The organism is Streptomonospora arabica (assembly GCF_039531585.1).
Taxonomy (GTDB): Bacteria; Actinomycetota; Actinomycetes; order Streptosporangiales; family Streptosporangiaceae; genus Streptomonospora; species Streptomonospora halophila.
In genome coordinates this window covers 126,393-141,560 of the sequence record NZ_BAAAQI010000006.1, presented here as the reverse complement: position 1 = coordinate 141,560, position 15,168 = coordinate 126,393, and the positions used below count along the sequence as shown (strand labels likewise).

Annotated in this window: 18 protein-coding genes; 11 read left to right on the top strand and 7 right to left on the bottom strand. The window is 73.7% G+C overall.

Annotation, left to right across the window (positions count from 1 at the left end; translation table 11 throughout):
• Positions 1-102 precede the first annotated feature (102 nt).
• The 4 genes from ABD284_RS12585 to ABD284_RS12570 form a co-directional block, all read right to left on the bottom strand.
• A complete protein-coding gene (locus ABD284_RS12585) occupies positions 103-918 on the bottom strand; it encodes a metal ABC transporter permease (RefSeq protein WP_344143263.1) in 816 nt (271 codons plus the stop codon).
• 44 nt (positions 919-962) lie between these two features.
• A complete protein-coding gene (locus tag ABD284_RS12580) occupies positions 963-1,676 on the bottom strand; it encodes a metal ABC transporter ATP-binding protein (protein WP_344143262.1) in 714 nt (237 codons plus the stop codon).
• An 80-nt stretch (positions 1,677-1,756) separates the two neighbouring features.
• The gene (locus ABD284_RS12575) at positions 1,757-2,698 is read right to left on the bottom strand and encodes a metal ABC transporter substrate-binding protein (protein ID WP_386699724.1); all 942 of its coding nucleotides are present in this window, start codon (positions 2,696-2,698) and stop codon (positions 1,757-1,759) included.
• A 166-nt stretch (positions 2,699-2,864) separates the two neighbouring features.
• A complete protein-coding gene (locus ABD284_RS12570; RefSeq protein WP_344143060.1) occupies positions 2,865-3,911 on the bottom strand; it encodes an iron-siderophore ABC transporter substrate-binding protein in 1,047 nt (348 codons plus the stop codon).
• 279 nt (positions 3,912-4,190) lie between these two features.
• Here ABD284_RS12570 and ABD284_RS12565 point away from each other — a divergent pair, with 279 nt between their 5' ends.
• Both ABD284_RS12565 and ABD284_RS12560 read left to right on the top strand, forming a co-directional pair.
• Positions 4,191-4,985 (top strand): MHYT domain-containing protein, encoded by a 795-nt coding sequence (locus tag ABD284_RS12565; protein WP_344143059.1) that lies wholly within the window; start codon positions 4,191-4,193, stop codon positions 4,983-4,985.
• Positions 4,986-5,137: 152 nt separating this feature from the next.
• On the top strand, positions 5,138-5,743 hold the full coding sequence (locus ABD284_RS12560) for a (2Fe-2S)-binding protein (protein WP_344143057.1): 606 nt from the start codon (positions 5,138-5,140) through the stop codon (positions 5,741-5,743).
• Positions 5,744-5,812: 69 nt separating this feature from the next.
• Here the strand turns inward: ABD284_RS12560 and ABD284_RS12555 are convergent, their stop codons facing one another.
• Positions 5,813-6,148, bottom strand: a complete 336-nt coding sequence (locus ABD284_RS12555) for a DUF2795 domain-containing protein (RefSeq protein ID WP_344143055.1) — start codon at positions 6,146-6,148, stop codon at positions 5,813-5,815.
• A gap of 258 nt (positions 6,149-6,406) precedes the next feature.
• Here ABD284_RS12555 and ABD284_RS12550 point away from each other — a divergent pair, with 258 nt between their 5' ends.
• On the top strand, positions 6,407-7,405 hold the full coding sequence (locus tag ABD284_RS12550; RefSeq protein WP_344143054.1) for an aldo/keto reductase: 999 nt from the start codon (positions 6,407-6,409) through the stop codon (positions 7,403-7,405).
• Between the two features lie 33 nt (positions 7,406-7,438).
• Here the strand turns inward: ABD284_RS12550 and ABD284_RS12545 are convergent, their stop codons facing one another.
• On the bottom strand, positions 7,439-8,203 hold the full coding sequence (locus ABD284_RS12545) for a metal-dependent transcriptional regulator (RefSeq protein ID WP_344143052.1): 765 nt from the start codon (positions 8,201-8,203) through the stop codon (positions 7,439-7,441).
• Positions 8,204-8,266: 63 nt separating this feature from the next.
• Positions 8,267-8,674: a YetF domain-containing protein gene (locus tag ABD284_RS12540; RefSeq protein WP_344143051.1), complete on the bottom strand. Its 408-nt coding sequence runs from the start codon at positions 8,672-8,674 to the stop codon at positions 8,267-8,269.
• Positions 8,675-8,904: 230 nt separating this feature from the next.
• On the opposite strand from ABD284_RS12540, the gene ABD284_RS12535 reads away from it, so the two are divergent.
• From ABD284_RS12535 to ABD284_RS12500, 8 genes are all read left to right on the top strand, one after another.
• Positions 8,905-9,147 (top strand): hypothetical protein, encoded by a 243-nt coding sequence (locus tag ABD284_RS12535; RefSeq protein WP_344143049.1) that lies wholly within the window; start codon positions 8,905-8,907, stop codon positions 9,145-9,147.
• Positions 9,147-9,302 (top strand): hypothetical protein, encoded by a 156-nt coding sequence (locus tag ABD284_RS12530; protein ID WP_344143048.1) that lies wholly within the window; start codon positions 9,147-9,149, stop codon positions 9,300-9,302. The genes ABD284_RS12535 and ABD284_RS12530 overlap by 1 nt, the downstream gene beginning before the upstream one ends.
• A gap of 84 nt (positions 9,303-9,386) precedes the next feature.
• On the top strand, positions 9,387-9,617 hold the full coding sequence (locus tag ABD284_RS12525; protein ID WP_344143047.1) for a hypothetical protein: 231 nt from the start codon (positions 9,387-9,389) through the stop codon (positions 9,615-9,617).
• Positions 9,618-9,714: 97 nt separating this feature from the next.
• Positions 9,715-9,921: a hypothetical protein gene (locus ABD284_RS12520; protein WP_344143046.1), complete on the top strand. Its 207-nt coding sequence runs from the start codon at positions 9,715-9,717 to the stop codon at positions 9,919-9,921.
• A gap of 9 nt (positions 9,922-9,930) precedes the next feature.
• Positions 9,931-10,125 carry a hypothetical protein gene (locus ABD284_RS12515; RefSeq protein ID WP_344143044.1) on the top strand — a complete coding sequence of 65 codons (195 nt, stop codon included), beginning with the start codon at positions 9,931-9,933 and terminating at the stop codon, positions 10,123-10,125.
• Positions 10,126-10,198: 73 nt separating this feature from the next.
• Complete coding sequence (locus ABD284_RS12510; protein ID WP_344143042.1) at positions 10,199-11,290, top strand: hypothetical protein; 1,092 nt, start codon at positions 10,199-10,201, stop codon at positions 11,288-11,290.
• A gap of 836 nt (positions 11,291-12,126) precedes the next feature.
• Positions 12,127-12,855, top strand: a complete 729-nt coding sequence (locus ABD284_RS12505) for a hypothetical protein (RefSeq protein WP_344143041.1) — start codon at positions 12,127-12,129, stop codon at positions 12,853-12,855.
• On the top strand, positions 12,852-14,972 hold the full coding sequence (locus ABD284_RS12500) for a P-loop NTPase family protein (RefSeq protein ID WP_344143040.1): 2,121 nt from the start codon (positions 12,852-12,854) through the stop codon (positions 14,970-14,972). The genes ABD284_RS12505 and ABD284_RS12500 overlap by 4 nt, the downstream gene beginning before the upstream one ends.
• Positions 14,973-15,168: the final 196 nt, after the last annotated feature.

Below are 15,168 nucleotides of genomic sequence, written 5' to 3'. Positions count from 1 at the left end.
TCCTGCCGTAACACTCGCGAAACGGAGCGCTCACCGCCGCCGACGGGCCGCGGTGAGATCGCCCGCAGGACGCGGCGGCGCGCGGCGCCGGGGCGCGCCCGGTCAGCCCGTGCGGACGGCGCTGCGGCGCACCCGCCGGGCGATGACGCCGTGTCTGGGCGCGAGCAGGTAGGCCAGCGCGAAGCCGCACGCCTGGGCCACCACGATGGCGCCGCCGGTGGCGATGTCGGCGTGGAAGCTGACGTAGGTGCCCAGGACCGAGGCGGTCGCCGAGACCGCCGCCGCGATGGCGAGCATGCGCTCGAACCGGTCGGTGAGCAGGTAGGCGGTCGCGCCGGGGATCACGACCATCGCCACAACCAGGATGATGCCCACCGCCTGCAGCGCGACGACCACGGTCACCGACAGCAGCGCCAGCAGCAGCGCCTCCAGGCGGCGGGGGCTCAGGCCGATGGCGTGGGCGTGGACGGGGTCGAACGCGTAGAGGGTGAGGTCGCGGTGCTTGACCAGCACCACGGCGAGCGTCAGCGCCGCCATGGCCAGGATCTGCGCGATCTCGGAGTCGGAGACGCCCAGGACGTTGCCGAAGAGGATGTGCATCAGGTCGGTCTGGGAGGGGATGCGGGAGATCAGCACCACGCCGATTCCGAACATGGCGGTGAACACGATGCCGATCGCCGCGTCCTCCTTGATGCGGGAGGTGCGGTTGACCGCGCCGATCAGGGCGACCGAGCCCGCGCCGAAGACGAGCGCGCCCACGGCGAAGGGCAGCCCCAGCAGGTAGGAGAGCACGACTCCGGGCAGCACCGCGTGGGAGACCGCGTCGCCCAGCAGCGACCAGCCCGTCAGCGTCATCCAGCAGGACAGCAGGGCGCAGACGACACCGGCCACGACGCTGACCAGCAGCGCCCGCTGCATGAAGTCGAACTGCAGCGGCACGGCGAAGAACTCGACGAGCGTGCTCACGCGGCAGTGCCTTCCGGAGGGGCCGCGATGCCGAAGGCCTCCAGCAGCCGCTGGGGCGTGAGCACCTCGGCGGGCGGTCCGTGTGCGACGAGGCGGCGCTGCAGCAGTACGGCCTCGTCGCACAGGCCGGGCACCCCGGCCAGGTCGTGGGTGGACACGAGCAGGGTGTGGCCCTCGTCGCGCATGCCGGACAGCACCTCGGTGATGGTCGCCTCGGAGCGCTTGTCGACGCCGGCGAAGGGCTCGTCGAGCAGGAACACGCGCGCGCCCTGGGCGAGGCCGCGGGCCACGAACGCGCGCTTGCGCTGCCCGCCGGAGAGGGCGCCGATCTGGCGGTGGGCGAGGTCGGACAGCCCGGTGCGCTCCAGGGCCTGTTCGACGGCGGCGCGGTCGGCGCGGCGCGGCCGGCGGGCCGGACCCATGCGGCCGTAGCGGCCCATCATCACCACGTCGGCGACGCGCACCGGGAAGGCCCAGTCGACCTGCTCGGACTGGGGCACGTAGCCGACCAGCCCGCGCTTGCGGGCGGCGGCGGGATCGGCCCCCAGGATGCATACGCTGCCGGACTCGGCCGCGGTCAGGCCCATGATCGCGGTGAACAGGGTGGACTTGCCCGAGCCGTTGGCGCCGAGCAGGCCGCAGATGCGGCCCTGGCCCACGCTCAGGCTGACGTCCTCCAGGGCGAGGACGTCGCCGTAGCGCACGGTCACGCCTTCGGCGCGGACGGCGGGCGGCGCGGTCGCCTCGGGCGCCGGTCGGGCCGCCCCGGCCGTCTCGGTCTCGACTGCGTTCACGCGTCCTCCTCGCGGGTGAGTCCGGAGGCGATGGCCTCGGTGTCGTAGCGCAGCAGGTCCAGGTAGGTGGGCACGGGCCCGTCGGGCTTCGACAGGGAGTCGACGTAGAGGGCGGGCCGGAGCTCGGCGCCGGTCTCCTCGGCCACCTGGCGCTGGGCGCCGGCGTTGACGGTGGTCTCGCAGAAGACGGTGGGGACGTCGTTGTCGCGGACGAACTCCACGACGGAGGCGACCTGGCGCGGGGTGGCCTGGGTGTCGGCGTTGACGGCCCACAGGTAGCGCTCGCTCAGGCCGGCGTCGCGTGCCAGGTAGGAGAAGGCGCCCTCGCAGGTGACCAGGGCGCGCTGGGACTCGGGGACGCGGGACAGGTCGCCGGCGAGGTCCTCGCCGATCCGCTCGATGCTGCGCTTGTAGTCCTCGGCGTCGGCGGCGTAGGCGTCGGCGTGGGCGGGGTCGAGGCCGCTGAGGGCGTCGGCGATGTTGTCGACGTAGACCCGGGCGTTGTCCGGGGACATCCAGGCGTGGGGGTTGGGTTCGCCCCGGTAGCCGCCGGCGGTGATGGGGATCGTCTCGACGCCCTCGGAGGCGGTGGCGGTGGGGGCGTCGATGCGCTCGGTGAACTGGGCGAACCAGCCTTCCAGCCCCAGGCCGTTGTGCAGGACGAGGTCGGCGTCGGCGCCGCGGACGAGGTCGTCGGGGGTGGGCTCGTAGGCGTGGATCTCGGAGCCGGGGCGGGTGATGGAGACGACCTCGACCCGGTCGCCGGCGACGTTGCGGACCATGTCGGCCAGCACGGTGAAGGTGGTCACCACGGTGAGCCCGCCGTCGTCGGCGGCCGGCTCGGAGGGGGTGCAGGCGGTGGTGCCCGCCAGCACCGCCGTCGCGGCGGCCGCGGCCGCCGAGCGAATTGAAGTAGGGCGACCTTGGATGTTCGGCACGCCTAACTAATACCATAGGCGCACCCATTCAAACCCGTGCGAACGGCACCGGCGAGAAGCGGGCGCCCCCGCCGCGGACCCGCATCGGCGGATGCGGTCGCGGCGGGGGCGCCTGTGGCGGTGCCCGGCTCCGGCCCGGACGGCGGCCGCCGGGCGGGGCGAAGCCTCAGGCCGAGGCGCCGGCCTCGCCCTTGGCGGCCTTGCCGAGGTCCTCGACGAAGCCGTCCATCACCCAGGGGATGGTCAGCGGGTTGGGGGTGGAGATCGCCATCGACTTGGCCGGGTCCACGTAGCCGACGTAGGCGTCGTCCTCGACCGCGTCGATCTTCTGGAAGACGGGGTTGTCCTCCATCTTCTTGCGCTCCTGGGCGCTGTTGAACCACATGACGAGCACGTCGGCGTCGACCTTGTCGGAGTTCTCCTGGCTGAGCGTCCCGTAGAACGCGCCGTCGGCCACGGACAGGTCGTCGGTGAAGGCGGCCGGCGTGAGGCCGAGCTGGTTCATGATGACGACGCGGGCGTCCTTGTCGACGTAGAAGCCGAACTCGCCGGTGGAGGGGATGAGCGTGCCCACGGCGTAGCTCGTGCCCTCGAACTCCGGGTGCTTCGCCGACAGGTCGTCGATGTAGGAGACGGTCTCGTCCGCGATCGTGCGGGCCTCCTCCTCCTTGCCGACGGCCTTGCCGATGGTGACCGTCTGCTCCTGCCACCCGGTCATCCAGGGCTCGTCGAGGTAGGGGATGGTGGGGGCGACCTCGGAGAGCCGCTTGTACTCCTTCTCCGTCATCCCCGACTGCACACCCAGCACCAGGTCGGGGGCGAGGTTGGCGACCTGCTCGGCGGAGATGCCGTCGTCGGTGTTGATCAGCTCGGGCTTCTCGGCGCCCATCTCCTCGAGCTTCTCGAGGTCCCAGGGCAGGTAGCCCTCCTCGTCGCCGGCGTAGGTGGAGGCGTTCATGCCCACCGGGACGATGCCCAGCTCCAGCAGCGTGGCCTCGTCGGACCAGCCCACGGTGACGATGCGCTCGGGCTTCTGCTCGATCGTGGTGGAGCCGAGGGCGTGCTCGATGGTCACCGGCGACCAGTCGCCCCCGGAGCCGCCGGAGTCGTTCTGGGAGCCGGAGGGGGCTCCGCAGCCGGCGGCGGTCAGGGCCGCGGCCGCGACCAGGGCGATTCGGGCAAGGGGGGCCGGAGCCCTCGTAAGCGAAGGCATGGGTGGGCCTTTCTCAGGTCAGGGGCACAACTGCCGACAAGCGGCAAGGTGAGGCTACCCTAAACCACGTTTGCCCGGGTTTATCACCCGGGGGCGCGGCAGCGCACCCCGAATGCGCCGGCACGGACGACCGGCGGCGGCGCGGAGGGTCTGCCGGACCCGTGGCCGCATACGGACACCGCGCGCCCCCGTCACCGCCGCACCGCGCCACTAGGGTTGCTTTACTCCGCCCTTATTCACCCCTAAATCGGGATGAATCTCCCCCTCAGGACACCCCTCATGATCGAACACTTCGCCTACGGGTGGACGACGCCGGCCATCGCCTTCGCCGTCTCCTTCCTCGGCTCCTTCATCGGCCTGCAGACGGCGGCGCGGGCGCGGACCAGCACCGGCGGCGTCCGCGCGGGATGGCTCGTCCTCGCCTCGTTCTCCCTCGGCGCCGCCGGGGTGTGGGCCATGCACTTCATCGCGATGATGGGCTTCTCCGTGCAGTCGACCACGCTGCGCTACGACGTGCTGCTGACCGTCCTCAGCGGGCTGCTGGCCGTCGCCGCCGTGTCCGCGGCGCTGCTGTGGACCACCGCCCGCCCCGGCCGGTCGGCGACAGCGGGCGGCGGCGCCGTCCTGGGCCTGGGCGTGGTGGCGATGCACTACACGGGCATGGCCTCCATCCGGATGCAGGCCGATATGGACCACGACCCGCTCTACACGGCCGCCGCCGCGGTCGTCGCCCCCGCCGCCTTCGCCCTGGTGCTGCTGCTCGCGCTGCGGCTGCGCGGCCCGGCGGCCGCGCTGCTGGGCGCGCTGGCCATGGCGGCCGCGGTCTCGGCCGTGCACTACACCGCGATGTTCGGCATGGCGGTCACCACGCTGCCCGAGACCCCGTTCGACGCCGAACCCGCCGGCGCCACCATGATGGACTTCTTCCTGCCGGTGTTCGTGGGACTGGGCTTGCTGCTGATGGTCATCTCCCTGATACTGCTGCTGTCGCCCGCCGAGGACGACGACGCTCGGCGGCCGCGTCGCAGCCCGGTACCGCCGGTCCGCGACTCGGTGTTCACCCGGAGGCACTGACCATCGACCCCGCCCTGCGCGCGGCGCTGGCCGACGCCGGCGCCGTCAACGCGTTCTTCGCCGTCGAGACCGGCCCGGCGGCCGCGGGCGCGCGGCACCCGCTGCCCGAGCTGTGGGAGCGCGGGCGGCTGCTGGAAGGCGAGGTCGCGGCCGTGCGCGCCGGGCTGGCCGCGGCCAACGGGCGCCCGATCGCAGCGGTCGAGCAGCGCACCGCGGCCTCCCTCGCCTACCAGGGCCTGGCCTCGCGGCTGCTCTCGCCCCAGGTGGCCGCGGTGCTGTGCCACGGGGTCATCGCCCCGGCCGCGGCGCTGCGCTGGTACGTGGCCGAGGGGCGGCTGCGCCTCGCGCTCGGCGAGGGAGCCGGCGCCGCCGCGGCCGAAGACCGCCCGCCCGCCGAGGCGGCCGCCGACCTGGTGGCCGAACACGTCGTCGGCGCCGTGCTGACTCCCCTCGCCTGCGCGGTGCGCGCACACACGGGGCTGGCGCCGCGCCTGCTCTACGGCAACGCGGCCTCGGCGCTGGCGGGAGCCGCCGCGACGCTGGCGGCGGCCCGGCCCGAGCACGCCGCCGGCGCCTACGCGCTGGCGCGCCGTGTGCTGGAGCGGCCGCCGCTGCGCGGGCTGGGCGGCTTCGCTCCCGCGGCGCCGGGGCCCGGACCGGCGGTGTTCGCCCGCACCACGTGCTGCCTGTACTACCGGGCCGCCGGCGGCGCGGTCTGCGGCGACTGCCCGATCGCCGCGCGCGCCCGCAGGAGCTGACCGGCCGCGCGCCGGCGGCCGCTCCCCCGGCCCGCGGGGCGCGCGATGTGCCGGGTTCGAGGTGCGGCGTCAGGAGCCGCGGTTCTCCCCCAGCTCCTCCTCGATGGGGTTGACAGGCCCGGTCTCCTGCGCGCGCTCGGAGACGCCGGGCTTGGTGTGGTGCCGGCGCTGCTGGGCGCGGTCGGACTCGTCGCGCTTCTGCCCGCCGAGCTCGTCCTGGGGCACGGCGCGCATCACCTCGTTCGGCTCGTTGAAGTCCGCCGGCGGCATGGCCTGCAGGGCGCTGAGGAGGTACCGGTCGGCGCCCTGCTCCTGGGCGTACTCCACGATCCGGTCCTTGCTCACGGGAAAGTCCAGACCGGAGAGGATGCGCTTCAGCCCTTCGGTGTCGTGCAGAACCGCCATCGGGCGCTCCTTTCGCTCGGCCGCTGCCCCGGTGCACCACCCGCCGGCGCGGTGCGCGCCGGGCTGACCAGGGCACCGGGCGTTCACCCGCCGACTACCCTGCCGCCCCCGCCGCCATTCGCGGCGCACCTTCAGCGACCGGCGGGAACGCTGTCCGCGGCCCGCCCGACGCCGCGGCGCGATCGCCGCGGCCGTCCCGTGATACCAATGATAACGTAACATCGTTAACGGATATTGGATATCAACGTTAGGACCCTCATGGCGACCATGCAGACACGCCGACTCGGCAGCACCGGACCGCAGGTCTCGGCCCTGGGCCTGGGGATGATGGGCATGTCCGACCTCTACGGCCCGGCTGACCGCGACGAGGCGGTGGCCACCGTGCACAGCGCCCTGGACGCCGGTGTCACGCTGCTTGACACCGGCGACTTCTACGGCATGGGCGACAACGAGATGCTGCTGCGCGACGCGCTGCGGGAGCGCGACCGCGGCAACGCCGTCATCAGCGTGAAGTTCGGCGCCCTGCGCGGCCCCGACGGCGCCTGGTCGGGCAACGACGGCCGGCCGGAGGCGGTGCGCAGCTTCCTCGCCTACTCGCTGCGCCGCCTGGGCACCGACCACATCGACGTCTACCGCCCCGCCCGCCTGGACCCCGCGGTGCCGGTGGAGGAGACGGTGGGTGCCATCGCCGAGATGGTCGAGGCCGGCTACGTGCGCCACATCGGGCTCTCGGAGGTCGGCGCGCAGACGCTGCGGCGCGCCGCGGCCGTCCACCCCATCACCGACCTGCAGATCGAGTACTCGCTGCTGTCCCGCGGCGTCGAGGACGAGATCCTGCCCGCCGCCCGCGAGCTGGGCATCGGGGTGACCGCCTACGGCGTCCTCTCGCGCGGCCTGCTCTCGGGCCACTGGAGCAGCGGGCGCGGCCTGGAGCCCGGCGACTTCCGCGCCGGCAGTCCGCGGTTCCGCGACGGGAACCTCCAGCACAACCTGGACCTGGTCGAGGCGCTGCGCACCGTCGCCGCAGCCAAGGGCATGACCCCCGCCCAGGCCGCCATCGCCTGGGTCGCCGCGCGCGGCGACGACGTCGTGCCGCTGGTGGGCGCGCGCCGGCGCGAGCGCCTCGCCGAGGCCTTGGGCGCGCTGGAGTCCGGGCTGACCGCCGAAGAGGCCGCGGAGATCGAGAAGGCGGTGCCGCGCGGCGCCGCGGCGGGCGAGCGCTACCCCGAGGCGCTGATGCCGCACCTGCCCGCCTGAGGCCGGCGTGCGGCGGCCGCGGCGCGGGGCCCGTCAGGGCCGCCGGCGGGGCCCGCCCTGCTCCGACTCCCCCGCGCCGGAGCCGGAGCCTGCGCCGGAGCGGTCGTGGTCGTGTGCGGGCGCGACCCACACCGCTTCGGCGGCGACCAGCCCCAGCGCCTGCTCGCGCTGCTCGCCGGGGGCGCCGGTGCGCACGATCAGCGGCCCGCCGAAGGGGCGGCGCTCCACCAGCTCGACGCGCATGCCGATGCCGATGTCCTGCTCGGCGAGGTGGCGCAGCAGGTCGGGGTCGGAGTCGTTGACCCGCACGATGACGCCGGTGGTGCCCTCGTCCGCGGCCGACAGCAGCTGGGTCTCGCGCTCGGGCACGCTGCCCTCGCGGGTGGGGATGGGGTCGCCGTGCGGGTCGACGGCGGGATCGCCCAGGTAGGCGGCGATGCGGTCGACGAACCGGTCGGAGACGACGTGCTCGAGGATCTCGGCCTCGTCGTGGACCTCGTCCCAGGAGTAGCCCAGCGCCTCGACCAGGTAGGTCTCCAGCAGCCGGTGGCGGCGCAGGACGGCCAGGGCCGCCTTGTCGCCGGTCTCGGTGAGGCGCACGTTGCCGTAGCGGCGGTGCGACACCAGCCCCAGCTCGCCGAGTTTGCGCAGCATGCCCGAAACCGAGGAGTTGGACACCGAGAGCCGCTCGGCCATCGCCGAGATCGTCACCGGGCCGGAACCGCGCTCCTGCAGGTCGTAGATGACCTTGACGTAGTCCTCGACCGAGGTGGACGGCCGCTCGGATGCGTTCTCCATGGTCGCCACGGTATCGCGCCCGGCCCCGGGGGCGCGTCCGCGCCGGAGGGCCGGCGCACCCGCTCACGGCTGCGGGCGCCCGTGCTCCAGGAGCTCCTCGATCCGCCGCAGCCGCTCGTGCAGAGCGGCGGCGTCGGCGCTCGTGGCCGGGCGCCGGTCGGGACGCATCTCCACCAGCACGGCGCCGCCGGGTTCGAGGACGACGCTCGTGGTGTCGGCGACGCTGTGCGCCCCCTGCTTCTTGATCAGCACGTCCACGTCGGAGCGGCGCACGGCCAGGCGCCGCAGGGCCGGGCCGAGGTAGCGACCGTCGCGCGCCAGCACCGTGGGGGTGCCGTTGAGCGCCCGCCAGGTCCAGGCGCGGGCCGTTGCGGCACGCACCACCACGGCGTCCACGGCGAGCAGGACGACCGCGCCGAGCACGCCGCCGACCAGGGAGTCGTCCTGGCCGATGATGGCGTTCTGCACCACGTTGCAGCGAACTCCTCGTGAGCGAATATTCGCAGGTCAGAGGGTGCATGCGAGTGACTGGGAGTGCGCGGTGAGGCTCGAAATGGAGTGAGTGGGCGGCAGTCCACTCCAGATTCACTCCAGATCCGATCGCCCACTCCAGACGCTCCACAAAAGAAAACGCCCCCGGCGGGGTCTGAACCACCCCGGCCGGGAGCTTGATCCATCACCTGCTTCACCAGGGAGGACCCGTGGAAACTCTATCTGCCGGCGCTACTGCCGCCGCAACCTTGCCGGGCGTCGAGACCGTGCTCTCCGCCCTCCCCCTCTCCCCCGCCGAGTGGCTGTGGCTGCTCGCCTTCGCCGTGATCCCGGGGCTGCTCGCCGGAGCGTGCTCGGTGGTCTCGCGCTGGCGCCGCCCCCGCGAGGAGATGACGGCGCGGCTCACCCGCGAGGCCCGCGAGCACCGGGCCGCGCAGGCGGGTGACTCCTGATGGCCACCGCCGCCCCGGCCGCGTTCGCCGCGCTGATGGTCGTCGCCGTGGCCGCCTGCGCCGCCTGCGTGGCCGCCCCCGAGGTGCGGGTGGCGGCTTCTGCGGTCGCGATCGTGTGCCCGGTGGCCGCGATCGCCCTGGACTGGCGCGCGTAGGTGGCGTGCCGGGGCCGCCCCCGCATCCGCATCCGTCCCCGGGGGCGGTTCCGGGACACCATCCGCACAGCAGAGGAGCACCGCATGAGCCTGTTCAACCTGATCACGGGCCGCGAATCCGCGACCCTCACCGCGTCCCGCGAGCGGATGCGCCGCAGCGCCCAAGCCGACGTCGACCGACTCACCCGGGAAATCGCTGACCTCGACGCCGCGCACGCCCGCTCCGAATCCACCGACCACCAGGGCCACCGCGCGATCCGCCGGGACCTGGAAGCGAACCTCCGCATCGCCCGCGCGAACCTGCGCGAGGCCTGAAAGGGGGGCGCCCACGCCCCCCGGCGGTGCGCCTGTCCCGCTCGGCCGTCCTCCGAGCGGGGCGGGGACACCACCGTCCACGACCGAGGAGTACCGCATGGCCACCCTGTTCGACGCCGCGTTCGCATGCGACACCGACTGCGGCCGCGGATCCACACCCGCCGGCGAGGTCGACCGCCTGCGCCGGCGCATCGCCGCACTGGACGCCGCCTACACCCGGTCGGGTCTCGCCGACCCACTGGCCTACCGGGCCGCCCGCGGCCACCTGCAAGAGCAGGTGCGCGCCGCCACCAACCAGCTCTGAGGGGGAGTCATGGCCGAGTCCGCGCAATGGAGCTGGATCGTCACGATCGACGGGCCCGACGGCAGAGCCACCATCACCGGGGCCTCCGCCGCCCCCACCGACAAGCCCCGCGGGGCGGTCGCCGACCACATCATGCAGGACATCGCCCGCGATCTCGGATACGCGCCGGTGGTCCTGCATTTCAGCCTCGACCGCACCCGCTGACCCTCGCGCGCGGCCCGCCCACTCTGCCAGGACCAGGCGGGCCGCACCCCGGCTTCCACCAGGAGATACCAGCATGACGCACCAGCAGCAGGACACGGAAGACGCGCCGCTCGCGTCCCCGGACGCGCCGCGGGACTTGGCCGCGCAGCTGGGCACCCAGCGCGCCGTCGAGGAAGCCCGGCGCTACCACCGGCGGGCGACGCGCCTGGACCGGGCGCTGCACCGCATCGGGCTCGCCGACGTCCGCGAACAGGCCGCCACCGCCGCCCGGCAGCGTCGGGAGCGGCGCCGTGACGCCCGCGAGCAGGTGGAGCTGTCGGAGCTGTACCGGCGCGCGGATGTCTCGGGCGCGCGGGCGCGCACCGCCGCCCGCATCCAGCAGTCCGCGGAGGTGCGGGCGCTGCGCATCAGCCGTGTCCGTGCGGTGGCGGTGAAGGCCGGGTTGCCGGTGCTCGCCGCATTCGCCGCCTGGTCGACGGCCGGTGTGCACCGCGGCGTCACCACCATGCTGCACCTGCCCGAAGGTTCGCCCGGGTGGTGGGCCGCGTGGGGTGTGGAGCCCGCGCTCATCAGCATCGTGGCGCTGGTGATCCTCGGTCGGGCGTGGCTGCGGTCCGCCGGCGGCGACGTGGACTGGCGGGCGACCGCGGCCGAGTGGTCGGCGCTGTCGGCGTCCATCCTGCTGAACCTCGCCGGCGCGGGCCTGGCCATGACGTGGACCGTGGTGCCGGATCTGGTGGCGCACAGCATCGGCCCGGCCGGGTGCGCCGCCACCGCGTGGCTGATCGCCACGTTCGACTCCTACGTCCGCGCCGCGACCCCGTTCCAGGGTGAGGGTGTGCAGACGCTGGAGCAGCTCGGCATCGCCCGGCCGCGCGCGCAGGAGGCCCCGACCGCCGCACAGGTGCAGGCGCCTGCCGCTCCCCCGGCTCCGGCCGCGCCCGCGGTGGAGCCCGCGAAGACGGCGGCGCCCGCCCGGGAGAAGGCCGGGACGGTCACCCCGATGCGGCCCCGCCTCGACGACGACGCGCTGCTCGCGAAGGCCCGCGAGGTCTACGAGCCCGGCATGCCGGTCGGTGAGTTCCGCAAGGCGCTCGGCGTCGGGATGGGCAAGGCCCACCCGCTGCACGTGCGGCTGCGCGGAGAGCAGGAGAAGACGGGATGAGCGGTAAGAGTAAGACCGATACCGGTACGGATACTGCGGTAACCACACCGGATACCGGTACGGGCGGCGGGGCGCCAGAGGTCACGGTGGCCCCGCCTGCCCCCGCGCCCGCCCCCGAGCCCGGTACGGGCGGTACGGCCCCTACCGGTACGGGCAGTGAGCCGCCGCCGGTAATCCTGCCGCTGCTGCCGCTGGGCAGTATGGGCGCCTCCGGTATCGCCTCCGCCGCCTCCGGGCTGTACGCCGCCGGCGGGGTGTGGGGGCTGGCCGCGGGTGGCGCGGCCGCGGCCGGTACGGGGGCGGTATGGGCGGCCCGTAAGCGCCGATCCCGCTCCTCGGGGCTGGGGCGGTCGCGGATGCGGTCGGTGGGCGGGCAGGCGCTGGCGGGGCGCAAGTCCGCGGCCTCCTCGCTCGGCCGCGGCCAGCCCTCCCGCGGCGCCGGCGGCGGTTCGCGGCCGGGGTCGTCTGCGGGGGGCGCGTCGTGGCGCGGTAAGGGCGCCGGTGCCGGTGTCGGTTCGGGCCGCCGCGGCGGTACGGGCGGGCTCACCGGTACGGGTAAGCGCGGCAGCGGTACCTCCGGTACGGCGGGGCGCGGAAGCGCGTTCGGTAAGCCCCACGGCGGCCTCACCTCACCGGCCGGTAAGCGGACCGGTACGGGTGCCGGTATGCGCCCCGGGGCCGGTACTGCCGGTACGGGTAAGGGCCGTACCGGCGGCCGGGTCGGCAGCGACGGGCTTACCGCCGGGGAGCGCTCCGCCGCCCGCCGCGATATAGCCGCCTCCCGCGGCAAGGGCACCGGACCGGTAAGCCGATCCCTGCGCCGGGCGCGCGCCCGCATGGAATCCCACCCCGCCGGGCGGGCCGCCATGGCCGCCGGCCGCGGACTCGGCGCCACCGCACGCGGCACCGGCCGCGCCGCCAACTGGGCAACCCGCGGGCGCGCAGGCAAGGCATGGGCGCGCGCCCGCCGCCGCCCCTCCTGGGCGCGGCGCGGCCTGTTCCGCCGCCTCATCGCCGCAGACCAGCAGTTTTCCGCCGACCTCGCCACCGCGCTCGCCCGCGGACTCGCCCGACTCTGGCAATCCACCGTCGCCTGGCTCACCGGCCAACCCGCGACCGGGCCGCGCTGGCGCGACGTCGGCGACCGCACCACACCAGGAGCAGGACAGCAGCCCAACGGGGGCGGCTCAACCAACGGAGGACCACAGATGGCATACAGCCCCGAAGCGCGGCGGGTCATGGCCGCCGCCGACGAACTCCGCGACTCCCTCGCGGCCTACGGCGCCATGGGCATGATCGACTACGGCCACGGCCTCGACACCATCCCCTACGCCCTGGAGCAGATGTCGCGCGGCGTGCAGGCCATGGCCGTCGACGCGCTGCAGACCCGACCCCTCTCGCCCGCGGTGATCCAGTTCCTGCTGGACATCTCCAACGCGATCCTGTGGTTGGCAGCCAAGGCGTCCGAGGTGCGGACGGTGTTCAACAACGCCCACGAGCCCGACATTCTGCGCCTCCAGCGCGTCGGGGCGCACTACTGGGATGCGAGGTCGAACTACCAGTGAGCAAGAAGAAGCGCCGTTTCGAGGTGGGCCGCTTCGGGCCCGTTACCGGCCCGGTAACCGCCGGTACGGCCTCGCTCGCCGTCGCCTCGCTGGGGTCGCTGCCCGAGATCGGGCTGTCGCCGTGGTGGGCGGCCGGGGTGGCGGCGGCGGGCGGTTTGCTGCACCTGGCCGAGGCCGTCAAGCGCGGCACCACCGGGTTCTCCAAGCTGCACCGGTGCGCCACCTGGGCGGCCAGCGGGACGTGGACCTGGTTCGCGCTCGGGACGACCCCGTGGTCGGTGGAGATGCTCGCGCCCCTGTTCGCGGGCACCGTCGTCGCCGTCACCTCCGCGCAGGCCGCCGCGGTGTATGAGCAGACCGTGGACGGGCGCGCGAAGGAGGAGGAGCGGATCCGCCGCCGCCTCGGGCTGTGCGAGCAGTGGGAAGACCGCATCGCCCGCGTCTGCCGCATCAAGGGCGTGGACATTGCCCGCCACGGCGCGCTGGAGGAGTGGAAGCGGCCCGACCCGGCCAAGCCCACCCAGACCCGCACCACCGGCTACTCCATCGAGGCGGTGCTGCCCTCCGGCGGGCACCGGTGGACCGACATCTCCGCGAAGAAACTGGAGCTCGCCGCCGACGCCGACCTGCCCGAAGGCTGCGGGGTCGAGGTCCGCAGGGGCGCCACAGCCCGCCGCGTCGTCCTCGACGTGACCACAGTGGACGTGTTCAGCGAGGACTTCGAGCTGCCGCGAGACTACTCCAAGCGGTCCATCAACCAGCCCATGACGATGGGGGTGCGCGCCGACGGGTCACTGGCCGAGGTATGCCTGCGGTGGGTGTGCGGCATCCTCATCGGCCAGACCGGCTCGGGCAAGTCGAACATGCTTACCGCCGCCGTTACTCAGCTGCTGCGCTGCGACGACGTGGTGGTAATGGCGATCGACCCCAACGGGGGTAAGGCCTTCAAACCGTTCCTCAAACCCTGGCTTACCGGTAACCGGCAGGGGCGGCCAGCGGTCGAGTGGATCGCGCCCGACGGCGGTGAGGGCGACGACGAGCGGGCGTTCGAGCTCGTGCGGTTCCTGGTGCAGGCGATCCCGCGGCGGGCGGCGGCCTACGAAGGGCTGATGGATGAGGTCGACGACGACAAGATCCCCGTCTCCCATCAGCTCCCGCAGATCATCCTGATCACCGACGAGACCGCGAACCTGTCGAGTCGGGTGAAAGCGCAGCTCGTGGAGCTGTCCAACCGGTCGCGGGCGGTGTCCATTCGGCAGTTGACGTGTGCGCTGCGGGCCCTGGATCTGGGCGGCGGCGGCATCCCCACCGACCTGCTCGCTCAGGGCAAGGTCCGTATCGGGATGGACGTGACCGACGACAAGGAGTTGGCGTACCTGTTCGGGTGGGGTAAGCGCACCCCGAAGGCGGAGGAGTCCAAGGGTACCGGCACCGGGTTCGTGGCCGATGGCACCGAGGTTCCGCGCCAGTTCAAGGCCTACCGCGCGCTGCGTTCGGACGCGGCCGGCTACGCCGAGCACACCGAGCACCTGCGGCCGGAGGTCGACCAGGTCACGGTCGACACCGACCGCCAGGCGTGGGACCGCAGGTGGGACTGGTTGGACGAGCAGCCGGTCGCACGCGCCGCGGAACCGGTGTCCTCGCCCTCCCCGCCGAAGCCCTCGTCGGCCGCACCTGGGGACACCACGCAGGCGCTGCAGCGGCTCGGGTTTCCGGGGTTCGGGCAGACCGACACCTCCCCAGGTCAGGGCGCTGTCGACTACGACGCGGAGTTCCGGCGGATGACCGAGGAGCAGCTGTCCGACGTCGGCCCCGCCCCCGAGGCGCCCGCGCAGGGGCAGGTGCCGTGGCTGCTGGTGCGCTGCCACCAGGCCGCCGGGGAGCGTGTCCGGGTGCACATGGCCACGCTCGCCGAGGCGTGCGGGATCAGCGCGCGGCGGCTGGGTGAGCTGCTGCGGATGGTCGGGGTGGAGCCGATCGACCACCCCGTGACCGTGGATGGAGTGAAGGCGAAGGGCTACGAGACGGCGCACATCACGCTGACGATGGCGCTGATCGGCAACGGTCAGCGGGAGTGCCCGCGTGAGGTGTGGGACGCGATCGGCCCTCCGGAGTGAGCGGTACCGAGGCTCGGGTTGCACCTGCAACCGGGCCCGGTACCCCTACCGGGCCGGTACCCCCTGCGACCTGGGTCGGTACCTCGGTACCGGAACCGGGGCACCCCCTGAAAACCCCCGCTGGGCGGGGCGTGAGCCCCCCGTCGAAGCCCTGCTACTGGGATACTGGAGGCCCCTCTTGTTGAGCGATGTGGAG

Coding starts and splice junctions, on each gene's coding strand:
- ABD284_RS12585 (WP_344143263.1), bottom strand. CDS start 918: ATGCAGCGGGCGCTGCTGGTCAGCGTCGTGGCCGGTGTCGTCTGCGCC.
- ABD284_RS12570 (WP_344143060.1), bottom strand. CDS start 3,911: ATGCCTTCGCTTACGAGGGCTCCGGCCCCCCTTGCCCGAATCGCCCTG.
- ABD284_RS12565 (WP_344143059.1), top strand. CDS start 4,191: ATGATCGAACACTTCGCCTACGGGTGGACGACGCCGGCCATCGCCTTC.
- ABD284_RS12555 (WP_344143055.1), bottom strand. CDS start 6,148: ATGGCGGTTCTGCACGACACCGAAGGGCTGAAGCGCATCCTCTCCGGT.
- ABD284_RS12550 (WP_344143054.1), top strand. CDS start 6,407: ATGGCGACCATGCAGACACGCCGACTCGGCAGCACCGGACCGCAGGTC.
- ABD284_RS12545 (WP_344143052.1), bottom strand. CDS start 8,203: ATGGAGAACGCATCCGAGCGGCCGTCCACCTCGGTCGAGGACTACGTC.
- ABD284_RS12530 (WP_344143048.1), top strand. CDS start 9,147: ATGGCCACCGCCGCCCCGGCCGCGTTCGCCGCGCTGATGGTCGTCGCC.
- ABD284_RS12525 (WP_344143047.1), top strand. CDS start 9,387: ATGAGCCTGTTCAACCTGATCACGGGCCGCGAATCCGCGACCCTCACC.
- ABD284_RS12520 (WP_344143046.1), top strand. CDS start 9,715: ATGGCCACCCTGTTCGACGCCGCGTTCGCATGCGACACCGACTGCGGC.
- ABD284_RS12515 (WP_344143044.1), top strand. CDS start 9,931: ATGGCCGAGTCCGCGCAATGGAGCTGGATCGTCACGATCGACGGGCCC.
- ABD284_RS12510 (WP_344143042.1), top strand. CDS start 10,199: ATGACGCACCAGCAGCAGGACACGGAAGACGCGCCGCTCGCGTCCCCG.
- ABD284_RS12505 (WP_344143041.1), top strand. CDS start 12,127: ATGGAATCCCACCCCGCCGGGCGGGCCGCCATGGCCGCCGGCCGCGGA.